22 protein-coding genes and 2 tRNA genes are annotated in these 23,369 nt (G+C 68.1%); 8 read left to right on the top strand and 16 right to left on the bottom strand.

All coding sequences use genetic code 11. The features are described 5' to 3' along the window. Positions 1-138 precede the first annotated feature (138 nt). From FB475_RS26265 to FB475_RS26250, 4 genes are all read right to left on the bottom strand, one after another. A complete protein-coding gene (locus FB475_RS26265) occupies positions 139-750 on the bottom strand; it encodes an ATP-dependent Clp protease proteolytic subunit (RefSeq protein WP_141859201.1) in 612 nt (203 codons plus the stop codon). A 29-nt stretch (positions 751-779) separates the two neighbouring features. Continuing rightward, a complete protein-coding gene (locus FB475_RS26260; RefSeq protein ID WP_141859200.1) occupies positions 780-1,403 on the bottom strand; it encodes a ClpP family protease in 624 nt (207 codons plus the stop codon). Positions 1,404-1,558: 155 nt separating this feature from the next. Further along, positions 1,559-2,965, bottom strand: coding sequence for a trigger factor (tig, locus tag FB475_RS26255; RefSeq protein WP_141859199.1), 1,407 nt, complete (start codon positions 2,963-2,965; stop codon positions 1,559-1,561). A 77-nt stretch (positions 2,966-3,042) separates the two neighbouring features. Continuing rightward, positions 3,043-3,115, bottom strand: a tRNA-Pro gene (locus FB475_RS26250). 110 nt (positions 3,116-3,225) lie between these two features. On the opposite strand from FB475_RS26250, the gene FB475_RS26245 reads away from it, so the two are divergent. Then, a tRNA-Gly gene (locus FB475_RS26245) sits at positions 3,226-3,296 on the top strand. A 550-nt stretch (positions 3,297-3,846) separates the two neighbouring features. On the opposite strand, the gene FB475_RS26240 is transcribed toward FB475_RS26245, so the two are convergent. The 4 genes from FB475_RS26240 to FB475_RS26225 form a co-directional block, all read right to left on the bottom strand. Next, positions 3,847-5,346, bottom strand: a complete 1,500-nt coding sequence (locus FB475_RS26240; protein WP_238332424.1) for a nitric oxide synthase oxygenase — start codon at positions 5,344-5,346, stop codon at positions 3,847-3,849. A 7-nt stretch (positions 5,347-5,353) separates the two neighbouring features. Further along, on the bottom strand, positions 5,354-5,992 hold the full coding sequence (locus tag FB475_RS26235; protein WP_141859198.1) for a DivIVA domain-containing protein: 639 nt from the start codon (positions 5,990-5,992) through the stop codon (positions 5,354-5,356). Further along, positions 5,989-7,152, bottom strand: coding sequence for a globin domain-containing protein (locus tag FB475_RS26230; protein WP_238332423.1), 1,164 nt, complete (start codon positions 7,150-7,152; stop codon positions 5,989-5,991). Before FB475_RS26230 ends, FB475_RS26235 begins: the two co-directional genes overlap by 4 nt. A 267-nt stretch (positions 7,153-7,419) precedes the next feature. Further along, positions 7,420-9,252, bottom strand: coding sequence for a phage tail protein (locus FB475_RS26225; protein WP_141859196.1), 1,833 nt, complete (start codon positions 9,250-9,252; stop codon positions 7,420-7,422). 434 nt (positions 9,253-9,686) lie between these two features. Here FB475_RS26225 and FB475_RS37815 point away from each other — a divergent pair, with 434 nt between their 5' ends. The 4 genes from FB475_RS37815 (at position 9,687) to FB475_RS26200 (ending at position 15,035) form a co-directional block, all read left to right on the top strand. After that, a complete protein-coding gene (locus FB475_RS37815) occupies positions 9,687-9,896 on the top strand; it encodes a hypothetical protein (protein ID WP_238332422.1) in 210 nt (69 codons plus the stop codon). 62 nt (positions 9,897-9,958) lie between these two features. Then, positions 9,959-11,179 carry an MFS transporter gene (locus tag FB475_RS26210; RefSeq protein WP_141859195.1) on the top strand — a complete coding sequence of 407 codons (1,221 nt, stop codon included), beginning with the start codon at positions 9,959-9,961 and terminating at the stop codon, positions 11,177-11,179. 320 nt (positions 11,180-11,499) lie between these two features. Continuing rightward, positions 11,500-13,164 carry an ABC transporter ATP-binding protein gene (locus FB475_RS26205; protein WP_238332421.1) on the top strand — a complete coding sequence of 555 codons (1,665 nt, stop codon included), beginning with the start codon at positions 11,500-11,502 and terminating at the stop codon, positions 13,162-13,164. After that, a complete protein-coding gene (locus FB475_RS26200; protein ID WP_141859193.1) occupies positions 13,161-15,035 on the top strand; it encodes an ABC transporter ATP-binding protein in 1,875 nt (624 codons plus the stop codon). The genes FB475_RS26205 and FB475_RS26200 overlap by 4 nt, the downstream gene beginning before the upstream one ends. 100 nt (positions 15,036-15,135) lie before the next feature. Here the strand turns inward: FB475_RS26200 and FB475_RS26195 are convergent, their stop codons facing one another. Together FB475_RS26195 and FB475_RS26190 are read right to left on the bottom strand one after the other, a co-directional pair. After that, complete coding sequence (locus FB475_RS26195; RefSeq protein ID WP_141859192.1) at positions 15,136-16,059, bottom strand: RNA polymerase sigma-70 factor; 924 nt, start codon at positions 16,057-16,059, stop codon at positions 15,136-15,138. Continuing rightward, positions 16,059-16,991, bottom strand: coding sequence for an NAD-dependent epimerase/dehydratase family protein (locus tag FB475_RS26190; protein ID WP_141859191.1), 933 nt, complete (start codon positions 16,989-16,991; stop codon positions 16,059-16,061). The genes FB475_RS26195 and FB475_RS26190 overlap by 1 nt, the downstream gene beginning before the upstream one ends. A 90-nt stretch (positions 16,992-17,081) precedes the next feature. On the opposite strand from FB475_RS26190, the gene FB475_RS26185 reads away from it, so the two are divergent. Continuing rightward, on the top strand, positions 17,082-18,233 hold the full coding sequence (locus FB475_RS26185) for an AAA family ATPase (RefSeq protein ID WP_141859190.1): 1,152 nt from the start codon (positions 17,082-17,084) through the stop codon (positions 18,231-18,233). 9 nt (positions 18,234-18,242) lie between these two features. Here the strand turns inward: FB475_RS26185 and FB475_RS26180 are convergent, their stop codons facing one another. From FB475_RS26180 to FB475_RS26170, 3 genes are all read right to left on the bottom strand, one after another. After that, on the bottom strand, positions 18,243-19,091 hold the full coding sequence (locus FB475_RS26180; protein WP_141859189.1) for a DMT family protein: 849 nt from the start codon (positions 19,089-19,091) through the stop codon (positions 18,243-18,245). Then, positions 19,091-19,810, bottom strand: coding sequence for a CDP-alcohol phosphatidyltransferase family protein (locus tag FB475_RS26175; RefSeq protein ID WP_141859188.1), 720 nt, complete (start codon positions 19,808-19,810; stop codon positions 19,091-19,093). Before FB475_RS26175 ends, FB475_RS26180 begins: the two co-directional genes overlap by 1 nt. A gap of 170 nt (positions 19,811-19,980) precedes the next feature. Next, the gene (locus FB475_RS26170; RefSeq protein WP_141859187.1) at positions 19,981-20,424 is read right to left on the bottom strand and encodes a nitroreductase family deazaflavin-dependent oxidoreductase; all 444 of its coding nucleotides are present in this window, start codon (positions 20,422-20,424) and stop codon (positions 19,981-19,983) included. 85 nt (positions 20,425-20,509) lie between these two features. Between FB475_RS26170 and FB475_RS26165 the strand changes: the two genes are divergently transcribed. Further along, positions 20,510-20,797, top strand: a complete 288-nt coding sequence (locus FB475_RS26165) for a hypothetical protein (protein ID WP_141859186.1) — start codon at positions 20,510-20,512, stop codon at positions 20,795-20,797. Next, complete coding sequence (locus FB475_RS26160) at positions 20,797-21,177, top strand: PIN domain-containing protein (RefSeq protein ID WP_141859185.1); 381 nt, start codon at positions 20,797-20,799, stop codon at positions 21,175-21,177. Before FB475_RS26165 ends, FB475_RS26160 begins: the two co-directional genes overlap by 1 nt. Before the next feature lie 4 nt (positions 21,178-21,181). Here the strand turns inward: FB475_RS26160 and FB475_RS26155 are convergent, their stop codons facing one another. The 3 genes from FB475_RS26155 to FB475_RS36950 are packed head-to-tail and all read right to left on the bottom strand — an operon-like array spanning position 21,182 to position 23,318. Continuing rightward, positions 21,182-21,637 (bottom strand): hypothetical protein, encoded by a 456-nt coding sequence (locus FB475_RS26155; RefSeq protein ID WP_238332420.1) that lies wholly within the window; start codon positions 21,635-21,637, stop codon positions 21,182-21,184. Positions 21,638-21,648: 11 nt separating this feature from the next. Beyond that, positions 21,649-22,320: a class F sortase gene (locus FB475_RS26150; RefSeq protein WP_238332419.1), complete on the bottom strand. Its 672-nt coding sequence runs from the start codon at positions 22,318-22,320 to the stop codon at positions 21,649-21,651. A 2-nt stretch (positions 22,321-22,322) separates the two neighbouring features. After that, positions 22,323-23,318 (bottom strand): hypothetical protein, encoded by a 996-nt coding sequence (locus tag FB475_RS36950; RefSeq protein WP_185759437.1) that lies wholly within the window; start codon positions 23,316-23,318, stop codon positions 22,323-22,325. Positions 23,319-23,369: the final 51 nt, after the last annotated feature.

Here is a 23,369-nt window from a genome sequence, read left to right as displayed (position 1 = left end):
GATTTCGACGGTACCCCGTCACGGGCTGAAAAACCGCGCCCGCCACCGGGTTGTGACTACGCCGGTGGCGAACGCGTCAGGCCCTTGACAGCCGGCCGGGGACACAACCCCGACCGGCGGGACCGGTTTCGAACTCGTTCAGACGCCGGCCGGGACCGGGGTCTTGAGGGTCTGCAGGACGTCGTCGATCAGGCCGTACTCGATGGCCTGCTCGGCGGTCAGGAACTTGTCCCGCTCGATGTCGCGGGACACCTCCTCGCGGGACTTGCCGCTGGCCTCGGCGATCATCGTCTCCAGCAGCGAGCGCAGGCGGAGGATCTCGTTCGCCTGGATCTCGATGTCGGAGGACTGGCCGTAGGTGCCCTCGGTGGCGGGCTGGTGGATGATGATCCGGCTGTTCGGCAGCGCGAGCCGCTTGCCCGGCGTACCCGCCGCGAGCAGCACCGCCGCCGCGGACGCCGCCTGGCCGAGACAGACCGTCTGCACGTCCGGCTTGATGTAGCGGACGGTGTCGTAGATCGCGGTCAGCGCGGTGAACGAGCCGCCCGGGGAGTTGATGTAGATGCTGATGTCGCGGTCGGAGTCCATCGACTGCAGGCACAGCAGCTGCGCCATCACCGCGTTCGCGATCTCGTCGGTGATCGGCGTGCCGAGGAAGATGATCCGGTCCTCGAACAGCTTGGTGTAGGGGTCGATCCGGCGCATGCCGTACGACGTGCGCTCCTCCCACTGCGGGATGAAGTAGTTCATGGTGCGTCCTTAACTGACGGAGTGGGAGATCAGGAGTTCGGGCTGCCCTGGCTCAGCTGGGCGGCGCTGGTGACCACGTGGTCGATGAAGCCGTACTCCTTCGCCTGGTCGGCGGTGAACCAGCGGTCCCGGTCGGCGTCGTTCTCGACCTGCTCGAGCGGCTGACCGGTGTGCTCGGAGATCAGCCGGAACAGCAGCGCCTTGAGGTGCAGCGACTGCTCGGCCTGGATCTTGATGTCGGAGGCCGTACCGCCCATACCGCCGGACGGCTGGTGCATCATGATCCGCGCGTGCGGCAGCGAGTAGCGCTTGCCCTTCGCGCCGGCGCAGAGCAGGAACTGGCCCATCGAGGCGGCCAGGCCCATCCCGACGGTGGCGACGTCGTTGGAGATCCACTGCATGGTGTCGTAGATCGCCATCCCCGAGTCGACCGAGCCGCCCGGGGAGTTGATGTACAGCCAGATGTCCGCGCTCGGGTCCTGGGCGTTCAGCAAGAGCATCTGCGCGATGATCGCGTTCGAGTTGTCGTCGCGAACCTCGGACCCCAGGAAGATGATCCGGTTTTTCCGCAGCTCGCGGTAGATGTCGTCGTCTTGTCCGCCGGATCCGTTGCCGCCCGCGGCGGTGGGGCTGGCTGCAAATGTCTCGTTCACGAACCCGACATTACTGGTCCGTGGCGACAGACCTAAGGCGGGGCCGGAGGTGTTCGCTCACGGCGCACCGTTCGTCTGCTGTGCGCGAAACCGGGAAGATGCAGAACGGCCCGGGAACCCCGTGTGGGGTTCCCGGGCCGTTCCGGTGGGCTTGCTCAGGCCTTCGCGGGCTCCGGCTCGTCGGCGCTCTGGCCGGCGGCGTCGGTGGTCCCGGCCTCGGCGGCCTCCGGGTCGGCGTACGTGCCGTCCGGCTGCAGGGTCTTCAGCTCGACCGTGTTGCCGGAGGCGTCGGTGACCTTGGCGTTCTCCACCAGGTACGCCAGCGCCTTGCCGCGGACGACCTCGGACACCAGGCTCGGGACCAGGTTGTTCTCGACCGCGTGCTGGGCGAACTGGTCCGGGCTGACGCCGGAACGCTGCGCGTGCCGGACGATGTGCTCGGTCAGCTCCTGGTCGTTGACGCTCAGCTCCTGCTGCTCGGCCACCAGGTCCAGCACGAACTGCGCCTTGATCGCGTCCTCGGAGCGCTTCTTCAGGTCCTCGTCGAACTCTTCCTGGGTCTGCTCCTCACCCTCGAGGAACTGCTCCATGGTCATCCCGGAGTACCCGAGCTGCTGCTCCAGGTTCTCCTTGCGGGCGGCCAGCTCGTCGGTCAGCAGGCCCTCCGGGACCGGCACGTCGACCAGGGTCAGGATCTTCTCCAGCACGGCGTCGCGGGCCTCGCCGGCCTGCTCGAGCCGCTTGCCGCGCTCCAGCCGGGTCCGGACGTCGGCCTTCAGCTCCTCGGCGGTGTCGAACTCCGACGCCGTCTGCGCGAACTCGTCGTCGAAGGCCGGGAGCTCCTGCTCCTTGACCGCGGTCACCGTCACCTCGACGTCGACGTCCTCGCCCTTGAGCGAGCCGCCGACGAGCTGGGTGACGAAGGTCTTCTTCTCGCCGGCGCTCAGGCCGATGACAGCCTCGTCCAAGCCGTCCAGCAGCTGGCCGGAGCCGACCTGGTACGACAGGCCGGTGGCCTGCGCCTCCTCGACCTTCTCGCCGTCCTTGCTGGCGGACAGGTCGATCGTGATGAAGTCCTTGTCCGCGGTGGGGCGCTCGACCGGGTTCAGCGAGCCGAACCGCTGGCGCAGCGACTCGATCTGCTCGTCGACCTCGTCGTCGGAGATCGCGATGTCCTCGACCGAGGCCTCCAGGCCCTCCAGGTCCGGCAGCGTGATCTCCGGACGGACCTCGACCTCGGCGGAGAACTGCAGGCTCTCCTTGTCGTTGAACTCGGTCACGTCGACCTCGGGGCGGCCGATGGCCTTCACCTGGTTGTCACTGACCGCCTGCGAGTACAGCTTCGGGAGCGCGTCGTTGATCGCCTCCTCGAGCACCGGGCCGCGACCGACGCGCTGGTCGATCACCTGCGGCGGGATCTTGCCCTTGCGGAAGCCCGGCACCACGATCTGCTGGCCGATGCTCTTGTACGCCGCGTCGAGGCTCGGCTTGAGCTCCTCGAACGGCACCTCGACGATGAGCTTGACCTTGGTCGGGCTCAAGGACTCGACGGTGCTCTTCACGGTGGCGGTTCTCCTTGATTCGGTGACATGGTGCGACGCCGGACAGCCGACGCCACAGCCGGTACTGCACGGGTTTGTCGGGGCGACAGGACTCGAACCTGCGGTCTCCTGCTCCCAAAGCAGGCGCGCTAGCCACTACGCTACGCCCCGCAGTGACCGCACGAGTCTAGTCGACCCGAACCAGTGCTCGCGCCACCGGGGCCCCACCAATACCGTTTTGAGTCCACCACCCCTGATGTGGAATCATGTCCGAGCAACCCGCGGGTGTAGCTCAATGGTAGAGCCCTAGTCTTCCAAACTAGCTACGCGAGTTCGATTCTCGTCACCCGCTCGGGCGAGTGGCGAGGCTTGCCTGCGAACAGCGCAGGCCGGCCTCGCCCTCCTCTTTCCTGCGCCGTCGCTTCGCTCGGCGCGGGCGGGGGCTCCGCCACCCGCACCCCCCACGCCTTCGCTCCGCTCGGCTCCCGGCTCACGTTCGCCGGTCAACTCACCCGCTGAACTCACGCCCGGCACCCCGCAGCCACCTTCGCTGCGCTCGGTTCCTGGCTCAGGTTCGCCGGCCAGCTCACCCGCTGAACTCACGCCCGGCACCCCGCAGCCACCTTCGCTGCGCTCGGTTCCTGGCTCAGGTCCGCCGGTCAACTCACCCGCTGAGCCCACGCCCGGCACCCCGCAGCCACCTTCGCTGCGCTCACCTCCTGGGTCGCGTCTGGCAGCCAGCTCCGCCGCTTGGGGTCAGGGCCAGCTGCCGGCGGCAACTCCACCCCCACGCCCACACGCCCCCGGCCCCGGCCCCGGCCCCAGCAAACGTCCCGACCGTCGGAGTGGCTGGGCAGCCGGAGGCCAGTGCACCCGTGGCCGGCAGACGGAGGATGGGGTGGTTAGGGGAAGGCTGGGGGGTGGGCTTGGAGGGCTCTGGTGGTGGCTTCGGGGTCTGTGGTGAAGGTGGGGGTTTTGGTTTCGGTGTTGTAGTAGCGGTGGAAGACGGGGGTTTGGGAGGAGGAGAGGGGTGGGACGATCCAGCTCCAGTCGGCGGGGCAGGTTCGGCCGGCGCGTTCTTCCTTTTCGACGTGGAGGAGGAATCTCCGGGACTCGGTGTGGTGGTCGGTGACGGTGACGCCGTTCAGGTTGAACGAGTGCAGGACCGCTCGGTTGATCTCGACCAGGGCCTGGTCGCGCCAGAGGGTGGTCTCGTGTGAGGTGTCGAGACCCATCCGCTGCGCGACCTCGGGTACCAGGTCGTACCGGTCGGTGTCGGCCAGGTTGCGGGCGCCGATCTCGGTGCCCATGTACCACCCGTTGAACGGTGCCGCCGGATACGAGACCCCGCCGATCACCAGCCGGTTGTTGCTGATCACCGGTACCGCGTGCCACCGCAGGTCGAGGTCCGCGAACCACGGCAGCTCCGGGTGTTGCAGCTCGACCTCGTGCACCACATGGCTCGGCAACTGGAACAGCTGCGGGCCGTCCTCGACGGTCTCCACGACCAGGGGCAGTACGTCGAACGCGCCACGCTGCTCCGGCGGCCGCCAGCCCCGCTGGATCAGGTTGCTGGTGAACCCGCAGTACCGCGGATCCCCGAGCGGACGCCCGCCCGGCTGCTCGTACCCGGCGTACCGGATCAACTGCTCGTTCCAGATCCGCGGCCCGGGACGCGACGGTGTGTCCGGCGCGAACACCGTGATGATCGGCCGGATCTTCCCGCCGTTGTACGCCGCGGACAGATGCTCGAAGCAATGCGCGGCCACCTCCCCGGCGCCGGACACTCCACGGAGATCGCGCACCTGCAGACTGCGCCAGTACAGCCTGCCGATGCAGCGCTTGTTGTTCCGCCAGGCGACCCGCGCACCGAACGCGAGCTCCTCAGGGGTGTGCCAGTACGTCCCGGTCGCGTCGATCTCTCGCATCACCGCGGCGAGCCGTGGCCCGAGCGGCCCGGCCTCCGGGTTCTCACCGTGGAAGAGCTCCAGGAACTCCTTCGCCGCAGCCCGGACCGTCCCCGTGTCCACGCGTGGAGGCACCGGTGGGTCGACCAGACGTCGGGGCGCCGCCACCCGCGGCGGACGCCGTACCGCCGTACGCCGACTCGGCCGTGGCGAACCACGGCGACCGCTGAGGTGGAACAGCTGTTCACCGGCACGCACCGCGACCAGACGGTGCGCGCAGATTCCAGCGGCCACGACGAGCATTACCAGGCCGAGCGCGATCGGTACGGCGGCCGGGACCCCGCCGGGCACGTCCCGGCCGAAGCCGAGCAGCCCGACCGCGGCACCGGGCAAGGTCAGTCCGAGGACCGCGAACGGTACGGCCGGCGCGCGCCGGGCCTTGGGAGCTGGTGTGAGGTTCGTATGGGCAGGGCAACGCCCTTCGCTGTAGACCATGACCCACTCACGCCAGGCCCGGAGACTCCGGACCCCGCTCGTTCCGCAGCCGGAGCTGCCAGTCGCTCATGTCGTCGAACCACGCGTCCTTCTGGTGCCGGGCGGCCGAGCCGGGGTCACCGGGCGAGGCCTCGTTCCCGAGCCGCTCGATCTCGGTGCCGAACGAGTCCACGATCGACTGCATCCGCAGCTGCGCGGACTGCGCGTACGAACGGACCTGCTGGCCCGCGGTGTCCATCGCCTCCTCGACGATCCGGCGCTCGTGCGCCCGTGCCTGGCCGATCCGCTCCCGGGCGTCCCGGCTGACGTCCTGGACCATCTCCTCGGCCACCAACTGGGCCTCACTGAACAGCTGGACGATCTGGTCGTTCACCCGGTCGCCGGCCTGCTCGTACTCGTCCAGTTCGGCCTGCACCCGCTGCAGCTCGGATCGCGTCCGCCGCAGCTCGTCCTGGAGGCGCTCGTTCTCGGCGCGGCTCGTGCTGAGGTCCTCGGCCGTGTCCTGCACCTGGTCGGCGAGTACATCGAGGTAGGAGAACACCTTGTTCGGATCGAGGCCGCGCATCCGGCGCCGGAACACCTCGCTGCGGATCTGGTCGGGTGTCTGGTGCTGCCGGGAGCCGTGGCGGCGGCTGGTATGGGTCACTTGAGGTCTCCTGACCTGGTAAACGGCGCAGTAAGTGGCCGCGTAAAGGCTGGGTTGGCCGTGTGGTCGTCCGCGGCCGCGTAGTAGAAGTTCTCGTACTTGATGTGCTCGGTGGGCAGGCCCGCGGCGGCTAGGCGCTCCAGGGTGTGCGCGACCATCTGCGGCCCGCCGCACACCATCGCCGTCCGTCCGGACAGGTCCTGTCTGGCCGCGACCGTTCCGACCTTGCCGCGCGTCCCGGGGTACGACCCGTCAGCCGAGACGACCTCGGTGTAGTCGAACCAGGGCCTGGTCTGCGCCAGCTCCCGCAACCGGGGGCGCTCGTAGAGATGCCACGGCATCCGTACGCCGTGCAGCAGGTGCACGTGTGGAGCCGTGTGCGACCGTGCCCACTCGTGGTCGATCTGCTCGAGTACGGCGAGCAGTGGGGCGAGGCCGGTACCGCCCGCGACCATCAGCAGGTCCCGTGGATCGTTGTGCCGACGGGTCAGCCGTTCACCGACCGGAGCACCGAGCTTGACCTCGTCGCCGGGCTGGAGTTTCCGCACCACGCTCGGGCTCACCTGGCCACCGTCGATCTGCTGGACGTGCAGATCGATCGAGCCATCCGCGCGCGGGGCGTTGGCCGGGCTGAAGTACCGCCACAGCCGTGGCCGTTGCGGGATCTCCATGGAGACCGACTGGCCGGGCTGGAACTGGAACGCGCGCCGGGGCCTGACCGTCAGCAGCGTCAGGTCCATCGTCCGCCGCTCGACCGAGAGCACGTCGGCGTCCCACCAGTCCGGGGTGGACTCCTGGGAGTTCTCCGCGGCCTCGACCATCATCCGTGCGATCACCTGGTACGCCGCGGTCCATTCGGCGGCGAGCTGCTCGTCCCACTCGGGCCCGAGGAAGTGCTTCAGGGTCGCGCAGAGCGAGGCGCCGACGGCGTTGTAGTGCTCGGCGACGACGGCGTACTTGCGGTGATCACGGCCGAGGTGCTGGACGAAGGCCGCGTCCTTGTCGATCTGGTCGGCGTGGCTGACGATCCGGCCGAGTGCGCTGACGAACTTGTCACGCTGGTTCGACATCGAGAGCGGGAACATCGCCCGCACTTCGGGATGGGACACGAAGATGTGGGAGTAGAAGTACAGCGGTACCTGTTCCCCGTGCTTCGTCACCCGATCCCAGCTGCGTTGTAGGGCATAGGCGTCCATCGCGGTTCGCTATCCGGCTCGCCGCGGCCGCTCCTCGGTCGGAAAGCACGGCCCACCCGCGGGCATCACGAACTGCTGGTCGTCGCCGTTTCCGGCCGACGGATACTGCAGTGACAAGGGTTCCCTCCCAGTCCAGTCCCCGAGTCTTTTCAGTACTCCGTCTGTCTTCCCCCCGTCCGCCGTAACCAAACCGCGATCGGGACCGACAGGTACCGAAATTCTCTGCCGGGCTCAGGGCGCGCGGAGAAAGGCGATGCCGTCGATGGTTGCCGGGGCTGTCGAGGTGGAGACGATCTTGACCGCTCCGGTGCGGAACACCGTGGTGGGGAGGTAGGTGACGACACGGCTGGTGGTCGTCGCTGCCAGCGAGACTGTGCCGATCTTGATGTTCGCGTGGTAGATGTCCACGCGTCCCTGGCCGGGACCCTTGATGGCCACGAGCGCGATGCGCAGTCCTGCCTCAGTGGCCTTGGTCAGGTAGGCACCGTTGGCCTTGAGGATCGTGGTGGTGCCCTGGAAGGCCAGTGAGCTCGTGCTGCGGGTGACCGTGCCGGCGGACGTCAGAGCGCGGTCGTCCTCGGGAGCTACCGAGCAGATCGGCGCCGTCCACGCGGACAGGTTGCCGAGGTAGTCGCGGGCCCGGACCATGAAGCACTCGTCCCAGCCGAGCCTCGGCGACCAGGTGATCGACGTGATCCGCGTGTTCTGCCAAGCGGCCGGGTAGATCCATTTCCCGAACGCGACACCCGGTGCGGCCGTCTTGTAGACCACGTCGTACGACGCGACCTCGGTGTCGTCCTTGTACGCCCACCGCACCGTCGCGGTCCCGCTCAGCTGGACACGGTCGCCGATGCGCCACGTGACCAGCGACGGCGCCGTACCGTCGACCTCACTGCAGTACGACGTACTCCAGGCGCTCAGGTTGCCGGCGTAGTCGCGGGCGCGAACCTGCCAGCACGTGTCGGTACCGATGGGAGCCGTGAGACTCGCACCGGTCGTCGTGAGGCCCTGCCACGCGTCCGGTTGAATCCAGGAACCGTACGGCGAGCTGCGGTTGACCCGCTGCTGGTAGCGCAGGTCGTAGCTCTTCACACCGCTGGCCGGTGAGTTCGGGTCCTGCGGGTCGACGTACGTCCACTCGAACGACAGACCGGTGTTGTCGCGTACGCGTTCGCCAGCAGACGCGGTGGTCAGTACGGGCGCCACTGTGTCCGGGTGAGGCTGCGGATCCGGGGTGAGCCAGCTGAGCGTGGCGACTCGTACCGCGTTCGCGGGGTCGGCGTAGACGAGCTTGGCAAGCCCAGAGCCATCTGCCCGGAAGCTGGTGTCACGCACCGGCCCGTACGTGTGCCGGCCGAGCGCAGGGTCGTTCAGGTCGGTGACCACGAGGTTCGAGCCGGACGCCTGTACGACGAACCCATTGCCCAGCTGGGCGTCCGCGGACACAGTCAGGTTCCGCGGCGGCTGCGGACCGTTCACGTCGACGACCTGGTTACAGCCGCTCAGCACCGCCCAGCGCCCGTTGACAGCTCCTGCACCGACGCTGCATGCACCGGCGACGAGGACGGTCTTCACGACACCGGTGCTGAGGTCCTTGCCGTCAAGATGCCCCGGCTCGGTGACCTTCCACAGCGTCTTGCCCGACAGCGCGAACGGCGGCGCGACGTCGGCGAGCTTGGTCTTGGTGGCAACGTCGTACACCTCGGCCGTTGTAGAACTCGGCGCACGGTGGGCAACGAGCAGCCCGCCCTTGCCGAGCACCACGTCGTCCGTAGCCGGGAATGTGAGCCCACCGACCTTGGCAGTACTCCCGTCGAACGTCAGCAGCGCCGCCCCCTCCACCTGCAACGCCTTACCGCTGCTGGTACCGCCTGACGCCGTCCAACTCGTCCCGTTGTTGCTGGTCTCGTACACCGCGTGCGTGGCCGGGTCCGACACCACCACCCGCGCACCGGACAACCCGACATCCGCCCCCGCATGCCCAGGAACCAGCACCCCGACCTCGACCGGATCCGCAGCACGCGCCTGCACCGCACTCAGGCACAGCAACACGACAGAACCCACGGCAACTGCCCTGGCACGAAACACGAGACCCCCCAGCACTCCGAAACGCTCGAAAGGCTAACCAGTAACCACCGGTAACGGAAGCACCTCCCCAAAACCAGGTGACACACCGCGGCCCAGATCGTGGACGGCCGCAGCAGGTTCGCGCCGCCCGTGGTCATCGCCCGCGACGAGCCGTACTGCTTGTTCCTCGACGAGCTGAACGCCTCCTCGGCCGAGGTCCAGAAGGCTTTCTACTCGCTGATCCTGGATCGCCGCATCGGCGAGTACGAGCTGCCCCGAAGGGTCCGTGGTGATCGGTGCCGGCAACCGCGTCACCGACAACGCGCTCGCCCGCCCGATGGCGAGCGCACTGGTCAACCGGCTGGTCCACGTCCACCTGACGCCGCGGCGTACGACGCGGGCTATGTCCGGTCGACGACATCGTCGGCCGGATGCAGGTCCGCGGCCGCGGTGGGACCGTCCTGCAGCCCGGGGTGGATCTGCTGGAGCGGGCGGACGACTTCCCGTCGGACGGTCCGATCCTGCTGATCACGGACGGTCAGTGCGATGTGGTGCGGGTACGGCGCGAGCACGCGTGGCTGATTCCGCGCGGTGCTTCACTCCCCTTCACCGCAAGAGGTCCCGTGTTTCGCGTGGAGTGAACTCCTCTGCTCAGGGCGAACTCCTGTAGTTCGGTGACTCTCCTGCATGACAGGTTCGTTTTGTGGCCTGGGTTGTGCGGGGTGAGTTCCGGAAGCTCTGGATCGGGCAGTTGGTGTCCGCGACGGGGAGTGCGGTCACTCGCGTTGCCTTGCCGTTGGTGGCTGTCGTGACGTTGCACGCGTCCGCGCTGGAGATGGGGGCGTTGTCCGCGTTGGCTATCGCGCCGCATCTGGTGTTCGGGCTGCACGCGGGGGTCTGGGTCGACAGGTGGTCGCTGCGGCGCGTGCTGATCTGCACTGACATCGGAGCGCTCGTTCTTCTCGGCTCGGTACCTGCCGCAGCGGCCCTGAGGTGGCTGCGGATCGAGCAGTTGTACGTGGTCGCCGTATTGACCGGTCTGATGGCCCTGCTGTCCGACACCGCGTCCCAGACGATGATTCCGGCGCTGGTGCCGCGTGAAGATCTCATGCGGGCCAACAGCGCGGCCCTGCTCAACTTCAACCTTGCGGGGACATTGGGACCTTCGGCAGCCGGTGTACTGGTCCAGGTGCTCCCGGCACCCTTCGCGATCCTGATCGACGCCGCGTCGTACGTCGTCTCAACCGTGACCGCGTACCTCATCCGCGAGCCGGAGCGTCCACCGGCACGGCCGCGGTCCGAGGTACGAGTGTCCGCCGGCCTGCGCGTGCTGTTCGGGCACGGGATGCTCCGGCCGCTCGTCGTGTCCGCGGCAATTGCGGCCATGGCCGGAGCGATGCTGGGACCGCTCGTCGTACTGTTCCTGATCCGCGAACTGCACCTGCCGGCAGCGTTCGTCGGACTGAACCTCACGGTCTCCGGAGCCGCCGCGGTGGCCGGCACCTTCGTCGCCACCGGCTGGTGCAACAGGGTCGGTCTCGGCCGTTGTTATCTGAGCGGCACATTCCTGGCGTCACTCAACGGCGTCGCGCTGTTCACCGGCTCAGTGCCGGTCATCCTTCTCGGCAGTGTCTTCGCAGGGCTCGGCATGTCGCTGTTCGGCGTTCCGCAGCGCACCCTGCGTCAGGCGCTCGCATCGGAGGGCCTCGTAGGGCAGGTGACCGCCTCCTGGCGCACCCTGGTCATTGGCGGTCAGACTGTCGGCGCCGTGGTCTCCGGAGCGCTCGCGACTGCGCTCGGCATCCGCCCCACCCTGCTGATCGTCACCGCCGGCATGCTCTGCGGTCTGCTGATCGCGGTCCTCTCCCCGCTCCGTGGACTGCGCGACCTGCCGGCAGTCGCGCGATCGTTCGCGCAGGACTGATTGCGATCCGTGATAGGTCGCCGGGCCGCTGCCGCCTGAGCCCGGAACGGCCTATTGCGAATCATTCACCGGGAATGGAATTGGCAGGACAAGCGCTTACCTACTGGGCGATACTGGAAAATGCGCCGTTTTCTGGTCGCCGAAACCCAGTCAAACCGAAGTAGATGGGAAGTGCGCCCGTCCAGATGCCCTCAGAGCACGCTGTCAACGCCGTCCAAGCGCCGTCGATCGCTCCCCCCTCCACCCGTACCCCCGAACGTAGCCGCAATCTCTGGCGGCTGCGTCCCTATTTGAAGCCCCACCGCTGGCGACTGTCGGTGATGTTCACCACCGCCATGCTGGGCGTCGGCGTCAGCCTCACCGTCCCGTTGGTCACCAGGGCCATCATCGACGGTCCGGTCACCCGCCACGAGCTGAGCATGCTGGTTCCGCTGGCGCTGCTGGCCCTCGGGCTCAGCATCTCCGAGGTCATCCTGGTCTGGATGCGCCGCTGGGCGCAGTCCCGGACCGTCAGCGACCTCGAGGCCACACTCCGGCACGACCTGTATGTCCGGCTGCAGTCGCTGCCGATGGAGTTCCACACCCGCTGGCAGAGCGGCCAGTTGCTCTCCCGGGTGACCACCGACCTGTCCACGATCCGGCGGTTCATGGGCTTCGGCCTGCTGTTCCTGGTGATGAACATCCTGCAGCTGATCGTGGTCACGATCCTGCTGCTGCAGCTGTACTGGCCGCTCGGTCTGGTCGTCCTCGTGGCCGCCGTACCGATCGTGATGGTGTCGCTGAAGTTCGAGAAGAAGTACCTGCGGATCTCCCGCAAGGTGCAGGACCAGCAGGGCGACCTGGCCACCCGGATCGAAGAGTCCGCTCTCGGCTTCCGGGTGATCAAGGCGTTCGGGCGCCGGCCGTACGTGCAGGCGCAGTTCGACGACGAGGCGACCACGCTGTACGACACCGAGGTCGAGAAGGTCCGGCTGGCGTCCCGGTTCTGGAGCTTCCTCGGCGTGATCCCGAACCTGACCCTGGTGATCGTGCTGTTGCTCGGCGCGCTCGCCGTCGGCCGGGAGGCGATCACGCTCGGCACCCTGGTCGCGTTCATCACGCTGATGCTGTCGCTGGTCTGGCCGGTCACCTCGCTCGGCGCGATCCTGGCGATGGCGCAGGAGGCGATGACCGCGGCGGACCGGATCAGCGAGATCCTGGACACCTACTCGGTGATCAAGTCCGGCCCGGACGAGCTCACGAATCCCCGCGGGCACCTGCGCTTCGAGCACGTGGGCTTCCGGTTCTCCGACGACTCGACCGAGGTCCTGCACGACATCAACCTGGACCTCACCCCCGGTACGACGCTGGCCCTGGTCGGCGCCACCGGGTCCGGGAAGACGACGCTGACCGCACTGGTCCCCCGGCTGTACGACGTGACCGCCGGACGGATCACCATCGACGGGCACGACATCCGGGACCTGTCCCTGGTGTCACTGCGGACCGCGGTCGCGTCCGCGTTCGACGACCCGACGCTGTTCTCCATGAGTGTGCGGGAGAACCTCACTCTCGGCAGGCCCGACGCCTCTGAGGCAGAGGTACAGGAGGCGCTGGAGGTAGCCCAGGCGCAGTTCGCCAACGACCTCCCGTGGGGCCTGGACACCCGGGTCGGTGAGCAGGGCATGTCGCTGTCGGGCGGCCAACGCCAGCGGCTGGCCCTGGCGCGCGCAGTGCTCGCCAAGCCCGCAGTACTCGTGCTGGACGACACCCTGTCCGCGCTCGACGTACACACCGAGGCCCTGGTCGAGGAGGCGCTGCGGAACGTGCTCGCCGACACCACCGGCATCGTGGTCGCGCACCGCGCGTCGACGGTGATGCTGGCCGACAAGGTGGCGCTGCTGCAGAACGGCACGGTCACCCACGTAGGAACCCATCAGGAGCTGCTGGCGACGGTACCGGCGTACCGCCACCTGCTGGCAGCGGAGGAAGAGGAGGTGCACGCATGACGACGACCCAGCAGCAGACACCTCCTCCCACTGATGTGAAGGACGCACTGCCGGAGGAGCAGAAGTGGCGGGGGTTGTTCGAGGAGGACCCCGACCGGGAAATCTCCCGCGCCACGACGATCCGGCTGAAGGAGGACTCCCGCAAGCTGCTCGGGGAACTGCTCCGGCCGTACCAGAAGCTCATCTGGCTGCTGGTGGTGATCGTGATCGTCGAGAACGCCGCCCGGCTCGCCGTGCCGTACCTGGTCCACCTGGGCATCGACAAGGGCATCCCGCCGATCCTGGCGGGTGAGGGCTCGAAGCAGCTGATCACCATCGTCATCGTGGTACTGGCGTCGGCGCTGCTGCAGGCGTGGGCGCGACAGGTCTTCCTGATGCGCTCCGGGCGCCTCGGGCAGACCATCCTGCTCGGGCTGCGGAAGCGGGTGTTCGACCACTTCCAGCGGCTCAGCCCGGCGTTCCACGACAAGTTCACGTCGGGGCGGGTGATCTCCCGGCTGACCTCCGACGTACAGGTCATCGACGAAATGCTGGCGAGCGGTTTCGACAGCCTCGTGACAGCTGTGCTGACCTTGGTCGGTACGTCGATCATCCTGCTCACGCTGGACGTCAAGCTCGGTCTGCTCGCGCTGCTGTCGTTCCCGGCGCTGCTGATCCTGACGGCGTGGTTCCGGAAGCGGTCCGCGATCGTCTACCGGCAGACGCGTGAGGCCGTCGTACTCGTCATCGTGCACTTCGTCGAGTCGATGACCGGGATCCGCGCGGTGCAGGCGTTCCGCCGGGAGCCGCGGAACGAGGAGATCTTCCACGGCGTCAACGACCGCTACCGGAAGGCGAACCTCGAGTCGTTCCAGCTGAACGCGATCTTCATGCCGGCGATCAAGGGCGTCGGCAACATCACGATCGTCGCGATCCTGGCGTACGGCGGTTACCAGGCCTACCACGGGCACGTAACGGTCGGCGTACTGACCGCGTTCCTGCTGTACCTGCGGCAGTTCTTCGAGCCGCTGCAGGACATCACGCAGTTCTACAACACGTTCCTGTCCGCGTCGGCGGCGCTGGAGAAGCTGTCCGGCGTCCTGAACGAGACCCCGGACGTACCGGAGCCGATCCAAAAGGCCTTGCCCGGTCCGGCGCGCGGTCACCTGGAACTGCGGAACGTCCGGTTCGAGTACGTCGACGGCGTACCGGTGCTGCCCGGGCTGCAGCTCGACGTACCGGCGGGCCAGACGCTCGCCCTGGTCGGTACGACGGGAGCGGGCAAGACCACGATCGCGAAACTCGTGGCCAGGTTCTACGACCCGACCGGCGGGCACCTGCTGCTCGACGGCGTGGACCTCCGCGACCTGTCCGAGGACGACCTGCGCGAGCGGGTCGTGATGGTGACCCAGGAGAACTTCCTGTTCACCGGCTCGGTCGCGGACAACATCAGGTTCGGCAAGCCGGACGCGACGATGGAGGAGGTCGTCGAGGCCGCCAAGGTGATCGGCGCGCACGACTTCATCATGGCCCTGCCGAACGGTTACGAGACCGCGGTCGAGAAGCGCGGGTCCCGGTTGTCGGCCGGTCAGCGGCAGCTGGTCGCGTTCGCGCGGGCGTTCCTGGCGGACCCGGCCGTCCTGATCCTGGACGAGGCCACGTCCAGCCTGGACATCCCCAGCGAGCGGCTGATCCAGCGGGCGCTGAGGACGATCCTCGCCGACCGGACCGCGATCGTGATCGCGCACCGGCTGTCCACGGTCGAGACAGCCGACCGCGTGCTCGTGCTCGAACACGGCCGGATCATCGAGGACGGCTCGCCCGACCACCTGATCACAGTCGACGGCCACTACGCCGGCCTACACCAGGCCTGGGAAGAGTCCCTGGCCTGACAGCATCCTGACGAGGGGGCGCAGCCAGTTGCTGCGCCCCCTTCTCATGTCCCCGCCCAGGCTCAGGAGTGGCGGGCGGCGCCCGTGTCCCCGGCGAGGCTCAGGAGCGGCGGGCGGCGCCGGTGTCCCGGACGACGGCCCAGGCGTCGGCGACCGGGCCGACATGCCGGAGTTTGTCCGGGTTGACCACCGCGCGGATCGCCTGGATCTGCCCGTCGGCGATGTCCAGCGTCCAGGTGTTCACCACCCGGCCGTCGCGGTCCCGGAAGATCGCGCCCGGCTGCCCGTTCACCTCGTGCGGCTCGACCACACCGCCGATCCGCGCGAACGGTACGGCCAGCGCAGCCAGCATCCGCGCCACGTTGCCGGCGCCGGTGACCACGCCCCGGCCCCACTGCGGCGCCTTGCCGCCGGCGTCCCCGACCAGCTGCACATCGGCCGCCAGGAATTCCATCAAGTTGCCGATGGCCCCTTCTTTGAACGCCTCGAAGAACCGGACCGCCAGCTCTTCCCGCTCCCGCTGATCGGCCACGAACCTGGTCCGCCCGGTCTCCATGTGCCGCCGCGCCCGCACCACGAGCTGCCGGCACGCAGTCTCCGACCGCCCGACCGCCGCCGCCACCTCGGCGAAGCCGAATCCGAACACCTCCCGCAAGACGAAGGCCGCCCGCTCCAGTGGAGACAGCCGCTCGAGCAGGAGGAGCGCCGCCATCGACACGGAGTCCGCCAGCTCGGCCGCGCGTTCCGGGTCCTCGTACGGGTCCGACAACAACGGCTCCGGGAACCACGGGCCGACGTACTCCTCCCGTCTGCGCCGCGCGGAACGCAGTACGTCGATGGAGATGCGGGTGACGACCGCAGACAGGAATGCCTTCACGGACGCGGGTTGTGTCGGTGAGGCGGCGTACCGGACCCACGTCTCCTGCACGGCGTCCTCTGCCTCGCTGACACTACCGAGGATGCGGTAGGCGATCGAGGACAACAGCGGACGCAACTGCTCGAACTCCTGGTCGCGAGTAGGCATCAGGACAGCTCGGCCTTGAAGCCCTGCCGCCACGACGGGTACTTGAGCTGCCAGCCGAGCTCACGCTTCGCCTTGGCGTTGGAGAAGCCACGGCCCTCGGTCATCATCACCACTGCCTGATCCCCGGCCAGCCGTCGCGCCAGCCACACCGGGACGCGCATCGGCCGCTTGGCGCCCGCACACTCCGCCAGGTAGGGCAGCCACTCGCTGGCCGGCGCCGGGTCGTCGTCGACGATGTTGAACACGCCTGTGACCTTCTGCTCGACAGCCAGCACGGTAGCGCTCGCAGCATCGTCCAAGTGCACCCACGAACTGTAGCCAGTCCCCTTCCCCACCAACGGGTACTGGCGTTTACGGAGGAGCTCCACCTGGTCGTCGATGGCTCCTGGCCCGTAGAAGGCGCCGTACCGCATGACAGCACCACCTGTCTTCAGTACGAGGTCCTCGATCCGGCTGAGCGCCTTGAGCCCGACGTACGCCGCAGTGCCTTCCAGGAGGTCCAGTGGGTCCTCTTCGGTTTTGACCCAGCCGCCCTCGCGAACCCCGTTCCAGCTGGCGTAGCCCTGCGCAACGAAGTGCGGCACGCCGACAGCCTCGGCCGCGGCCAGCAGGTGGTCTGTGCCCTCCGTACGAAGCCGATTGGTCTTGGCGAACCACTTGTCCGGGTGCTTGATGTCCGGCTTGCCCGCGTGCGCCATCGAGATCGCAGTCATCTGGTGCACGATCACGTCCGGCTTTGCCAACGCCACGGCCTCACCGACAGCAGCACCGTCCAGCCCGTCCATCACGACACCGTCAGCACCAGCCTCCTTCAACAGACCCAGCTTCGCCGCACTGGTTGTCGTAGCAGTCACGTGGTGACCCCGCGCCACAAGCTGCGGCACCAGCCGCCGCCCGAGGACACCACTCCCACCCGCCACAAACACCCGCATCATCATCACTCCTCGTCGTTTACCCCCGAGACGAGACAGCTCCGCCGGCTGTGACATGGGTTTGTCGGAAGGCGTCGGTAGCTTGGTCGCATGCTGACGACGCTCGCGGTGGAGAACTACCGGTCATTGCGGCGAATCGTCATGCCGTTGCGTCGGCTGAACGTGGTGACCGGGCCGAACGGCAGCGGGAAGTCCAGCCTCTACCGGGCGCTGCGCCTGCTGGCTGACGCGTCGCGCAACGGTGCTGTCGCGGCGCTCGCCCGTGAAGGCGGTCTGCAGTCGACGCTGTGGGCCGGCCCCGAGCACGTGCGGAAGGACCGGCCGACGCAAGGGACGCGGCGCACTGGGCCGGTGACGTTGCGGATGGGGTTCGCCGGGGACGACTACGGCTATCTGATGGATCTCGGTCTGCCGATCCCGAACGGGTCGGAGTTCGATCTGGATCCGGAGATCAAGCGGGAGGCCCTGTGGGCGGGGCCGTTCCTGCGGCCGGCGGCGCTGCTGGTGGAACGCACCAACAGCGAGGTGCGGATCCGTTCTGCGAGTGGTGAGTGGCAGCGCGCGGGGCACAAGCTGCAGCCGTTCGACAGCATGCTGAGCGAGTTCGCGGACCCGGAGCGCGCGCCGGAGCTCATGGTCGTACGGGAACGATTGCGGGGCTGGCGGTTCTACGACCACTTCCGTACGGACGCCACGGCTCCGGCCCGGCTGGTGCAGGTCGGTACGCGAACCGCCGTACTCGCTCCGGACGGTGCCGACGTCGCTGCCGCGTTGCAGACGATCCGTGAGCTGGGGCCACGCGGGGCGCTGGACGATGCGATCGAGCTGGCGTTCCCAAGCAGTCGGATCGAGGTGGTCAACACTGCGGGGCGCTTCGAGATCGCGTTTCGTCAGCACGGGTTGCTGCGTCCGCTCTCCGGTGCCGAGCTGTCCGATGGCACGCTCCGGTACCTGTTGTGGGTCGCCGCGCTGCTCACGCCGCGACCACCCGAGCTCCTCGTGCTCAACGAGCCCGAGACCAGCCTGCACCCCGACCTGCTGCCGGCACTGGCCAACCTGGTCGTCACGGCCGCCAAGGAGACGCAGGTGATCGTCGTCTCGCACTCACGTCCGTTCATCAGCGCGCTCGCGGCGCTCTCCCCCGAGCTCCAGACGATCGAACTGATCAAGGAGCAGGGCGCCACCGGCATCACCGGCCAAGGCCCACTCGACGAGCCACCCTGGAAGTGGCCGTCGCGCTAGCGTGCCTGCTCAGACGGTCTCTTCGTGCTTGACCGATTCGAAGCGGACGAGGATCACCGAACCAGTTGCCGACAGCGCGAAGCCCGCGATCGCGGCCGGCCACCAGCCCGCGCGTACGGCGTCGCCCAGGATGAAGACGCCGACGGCCGCCGGGGTGATGGTCTGCAGCGCGATCATCGGCGTCGTCGCCAGCGTCACCGAACCGCGCTGCAACGCCAACGAGTACAGAATGAACGCGAGCGCGCCGCTGATCGGCAGCGTGTACAGGGTCGGGCTGTGGAACAGCTCGCTCAACGACCCGTCCTGGAGCAGGCGGGCCGAGATCGCGACACCGGCGTACCCGAGGCCGGCCAGCAGGCCGAGGAGGGCCGTCGAGGCGCCGTGCTGCGATCGGCTGGCGAGTCCACCGAGTACTGCGATCGTGACGAGGCCGACGATGATGCCGACGGTCAGCCCGTGATGCTGGGCGCCGGCGCCCGCATCACCGGACGCGACCGCGAGCAGACCGAGCCCGACGACCACACCGAACACCGCGGACCACTCGAGCGCGCTCAGCCGGTCCGACATCAACCGGGTCGCGAGCAACGCGGTGACGACCAGGCTGACCGCGATCCCCGCCTGCGCGAGGTACAGCGGGAGCAGCCGCAACGCGACGAAGTGCAGGCCGAAACCCGCCAGGTTCAACGCCAGCGCGCCGAGGAACGCGGGCTGCTTGAGCAGCTTCGCCACGAACCCGCCGAGCCGCCGCGGATCCAGCTCCGACTCGGTCGGCACCTTCCGCGAACCCACAGCCTGCGCGATCGCGCCCACACCGAACAGCACCGCGGCACCGAGTGCCGCGCCGAGACCCAGGATCACTACGCGACCCTACGGCGCCAGGTCAGATACAGGCTGAGGCCCGCGTAGTACACGAGGTAGGCCAGCGAGATCGCCACGACGATCGCGTTCGGGTGCGGCATCTGCGCCAGGAGTACGGCGTACGACGCCAGCCAGATCGCGGTGGTGAGCAGGTTCAGCGAGCGGAACGCCTTGGTCCGCGACGGATACACGTACTTCACCGGGATGAAGACGAGCACCGAGAACACCACCAGCAGTACGCCGGTCGCGACCGGGCTCAGGCCGAGCACGATGATGTAGAACGCGACCACGTTCCAGTAGCTCGGGAAGCCGAGGAAGAAGTGGTCCTCGGTCTTCGCGTCGACCCGGCAGAACTGGTAGCTGGACGCGAGCAACGGCAACGCGCCGAGCACCGCGCCCCAGGTCCCGGACGGCAGGTAGCCGCCGGTCCAGAGCAGCACGATCGGCGCGAAGGCGTACGTCAGGTAGTCGACGATGTTGTCGAGCATCGCGCCGTCGAACCACGGGATGGTCTCCTTCACCCGCAGCCGGCGCGCGAGCATCCCGTCGGTGCCGTCGATCACCAGGGCCGCCAGCCCGAGCCAGAGCGCCCGGACGGCATCGCCGTCGATGGCGGCAATCACGATCAGCAGCGCGAGCACCGTTCCGCTCGCGGTATAGGCATGCAGTGCAAGTCCGGCCAGACGCAGCCGCGTCGACCCGACGAACGGTTCCCGCACCGCGTCGTGTGTGGTCAGGACAACTCCCAGAACTCTCCCGACGCAGAGCGCCGGGCCGGGTCACGGTGAACCCGGCCGTCGCCAGCGTCTCACAAGCCTGGGCCCGCCTTCGTCACCGACCGTCAGGTGGAGCCAGATCTTTGCAAGGACCAGAGGTCCCGCGGGACCTCTCAGTTCGTGGGCTCCAGGACGAAGACCGGGATCTTGCGGGTGGTCTTGGTCTGGTACTCGGCGTACGGCGGATACGCGTCGACGCCGCGGGCCCACCACTCGTCGTACTCGGCGCCGTCGACCTCGCGGGCGACGTACTCACCGACGGTCTCGCCGTCCTGCAGCGTCACCTTCGGGTCGGCCTGGAGGTTGTAGTACCAGACCGGGTGCTTCGGCGCCCCACCGAGCGACGCGAACGCGGCGTACTTCCCGTCGTGCTCGACGCGCATCACCGGCACCTTGCGGATCTTCCCGGACTTGGCACCACGCATCGTCAGCAGCACCACCTTCATGCCCTGGATGCTGACCGCGTCCGTGGTCCCGGCCTCGGTCACCTTGTCGACCTGCTCCCGCACCCAGCCCTCGGCGCTCGGCACATAATCCTCATCATGCTTCGCTGTCATGTCACCAATACTAATCGGTGACACGACACCATCCGCACCACAAACCGGTAGGAACACATTCCTACCGCCTGCTATCCTGTCCGACATGACGGCACGCAAGCTCTCCATCTCGGTGCCACCCGAGGTCGAGGAGTTGATCAAGGCAGCCGCCGCCGAGGAAGGCGTCCCGGTATCGACCTGGCTGGCTCAGGCCGCCGTCGACAAGGCCGAGGCGGCGGCCCGATACGCCGCCGGCCGGGCCGCGGCTCGCGAGATGGTCGAAGAGTACGAGCGTGAGAACGGACCGATCCCGGAAGAGTCTCGGCGACGCGCGCGGGAGTTCATGCGCGAAGTCGGTTTGCTCAGCGACGACGAGTGGCAGACGGCCGGATAGTGCACACAGTCGTCTACGACACGGGCGCCCTACTCGCGGCTGAGCGGCGCAACAAAGACTTCATCGCCTTGCACGACGATCTGACAGCATCACACATCAGACCGGTCGTGCCCGTGGTGATCCTCGCCCAAGCATGGCGTGGCGGCCCACAACACTCCATCTCCCGGACACTCAAGGGCTGCGTGATCCTCCCCGACGACGAGCGCATCGGACGGGCCGCGGGCTCGATCTGTGCGTCCGCAGGTACGTCGGATGTGGTCGACGCAATCGTGGTCGCGACCGCCGTACAGCACCAAGCCGCGGTGGTCACCAGCGATCCCGGCGATCTGAACCACCTCGCCGAGTCGATCGGGTTCAAGCTCCGATTGTTCGTGCTCTGAGGTGTCAGATTGCGCAGGACTTTAGTTGGGTGGCGGTGGCGATGGTGGCTTCTATCCAGCGGCGGCGGAGGAAGTGGGCCTTGAGGAGGCGGTGCATGCCGTCGAGGACCACCAGGCGGCCGCGGTAGGCGACCAGGTTGATCGGGAAGTCGAGGTCGGAGTCCATCACCCGCTGATAGTGGGCGCGGAAGTTCATCGGGGTCTCGGCGACCTGGTGCGGGGTGACCTTGAAGCGGTCGCCGTCCAGCCGCCAGAGCGGCAGGTCGAACATCCACTCCAGGTCGGCGATCTCGACCGGCTCCACCTTCAGGTCGAGTTCCCACAGCTTCGCCAGTTGCCAGCGGTACGGCGGGAAGACCTCCCGCAGCGTCTCGGGCATCATCGCGACCAGCTCGTCGAACGAGACGTCCGGCACGGCCCGCTCCGCGCCGAAGGTGTCGCCCAGCCCATCGATCGTCACGACGGAGCAGGCTACGCCATCGGCAGGGCGATCACGACCACGTTGCTGAGGTACACCGAACCGTTCCAGTCCTCACACGTGACGAGCACCAGCCGACCGCGAACACCCTGGTCGAACACCTGCGCGGCCCGCTTCGCGAGAGTCGCCTTCCGGTACGTCGCGACCGTCGCGACCCGGTACCGCAACGGCCCCCGGACCGTCGTGACCTGAACGACCGAACCCGGCACGAGCCGGCCGAGGTCGTCGAAGGCGCCGCCACCGGTGTGCACGGTGTGCCCGGTGATGACGGCCGAGCCACGCTTCGCCCCGGGCTGCGCGCCACCCGACCACCAGCCGACCATCGTCGGGTCCGACGGCGGGGTGAGTGCGGCGTCCACGGCTTTGATCGAGACGACCGGGGCGCTCACGTTCAGCTGCGGGATGGTGATTGCGGTCGGGCGGCCGGGGCGCGTGTTCACCGGCGTACGACTCGTTGACTTAGGCAGCGGTTTGTCAGACGTCACCACGACCGGTCGTGGTGACACCGCGGCCACCGACGGGGACGGCGTGGTCGTCGCGCCCGCATGGTCGTCACCGTCGAACTGCAGGTACGCACCGGCAGCCAGTACGCCGGCACCGACGACGGCGACCACCCCGCTCCACCGCAGTGGAGCGGGACGGCCGCGTCGACGGGCAGAACTCACTGCTAGACGCTGTGCTTTCCACGTCGGCGGAGCGCGACGAACCCACCACCGGCGAGCATCGCACCACCGGCCGCGAGCAGCAGCGCGCCCACGAGCCCGAACAGACTGTTGCTACCGGCAACCGAATTGCCGTTCGCGGGTCCACCGAACCCGGCGTCGACCTCGGTCGGCACACCACCGATCGGGGTCTCGGACGGTACAGCACCTGCCGGCGCGGACGGCGTGTCGGACGGGCCGGCCGACGTACCGGGAACAGTCGTGGTTGCAGGCGGTGCCGTTGTCTCCGGCGCCTTGGTCGTCGCGGGCGGAGCGGTCGTGGTGGTCTCCGGCGGTGACGTGGTGCTCGGCGGAGCCGTTGTGGTGGGCGGAGCCGTCGTGGTAGGCGGAGCCGTCGTCGTGGGCGGCGCGGTGGTGGGCGGTGGCGTGGTCGGCGGGGTCTTGGTCGGCGGGCAGGTGGGCGTCGGGGTCGGCTTCGGTGCGTCGCAGCCCTTCACCCAGAACACCTTGTGTTTGGTGTCATTTCCGATCGAGCCGTCCGCGTGCACTGTGAGCTTCACGTGATAGCCCTGCTTCGGGTGCGGCTGGCCCGTGAACTTCAGCGTGTACACCTCACGCGCGTCCAGGTCGGTGCCGCCACCGGCCGCATCCTCGCCGATGAACACCTTTTGCTTGCCGGAAACCACCTGCACGCCGCCGTCCTTCGTCGGAGCCTGATCCGCGAAGGTGACGGTCGCGTAGTTGTCGCCCTTGTCGTAGCCGTAGAACTCGACGCTGAACGTGCAGCCCTGGTGCGGGTTGTTGTCCGGCTCCTTGTCCTGCAGTACCGCGTCCTCGATCTTGATCGTGCCGTTGTTGCCCTTCGGGTCCTTTGTTGCGGCTGTCTGGTCCGCGTTGGCAGAGGGCGCGACGAGCAGGGTCGTTGCGCCTAAGAGCAGTGCGAGCGCTCCGGCGCCGGCGAACAGGCCGGCGGCACGGGAGCGGATGCCCGTATGGGTCATGTCCGTCCTCGAACAAAGCAGGGGGTTAGAGAGGTCCAGGAGAAGTATTTC

Source organism: Kribbella jejuensis, from assembly GCF_006715085.1.
Taxonomy (GTDB): Bacteria; Actinomycetota; Actinomycetes; order Propionibacteriales; family Kribbellaceae; genus Kribbella; species Kribbella jejuensis.
The sequence above is the reverse complement of the archived record's forward strand: the minus strand, read 5'-3'. Positions and strand labels throughout refer to the sequence as shown.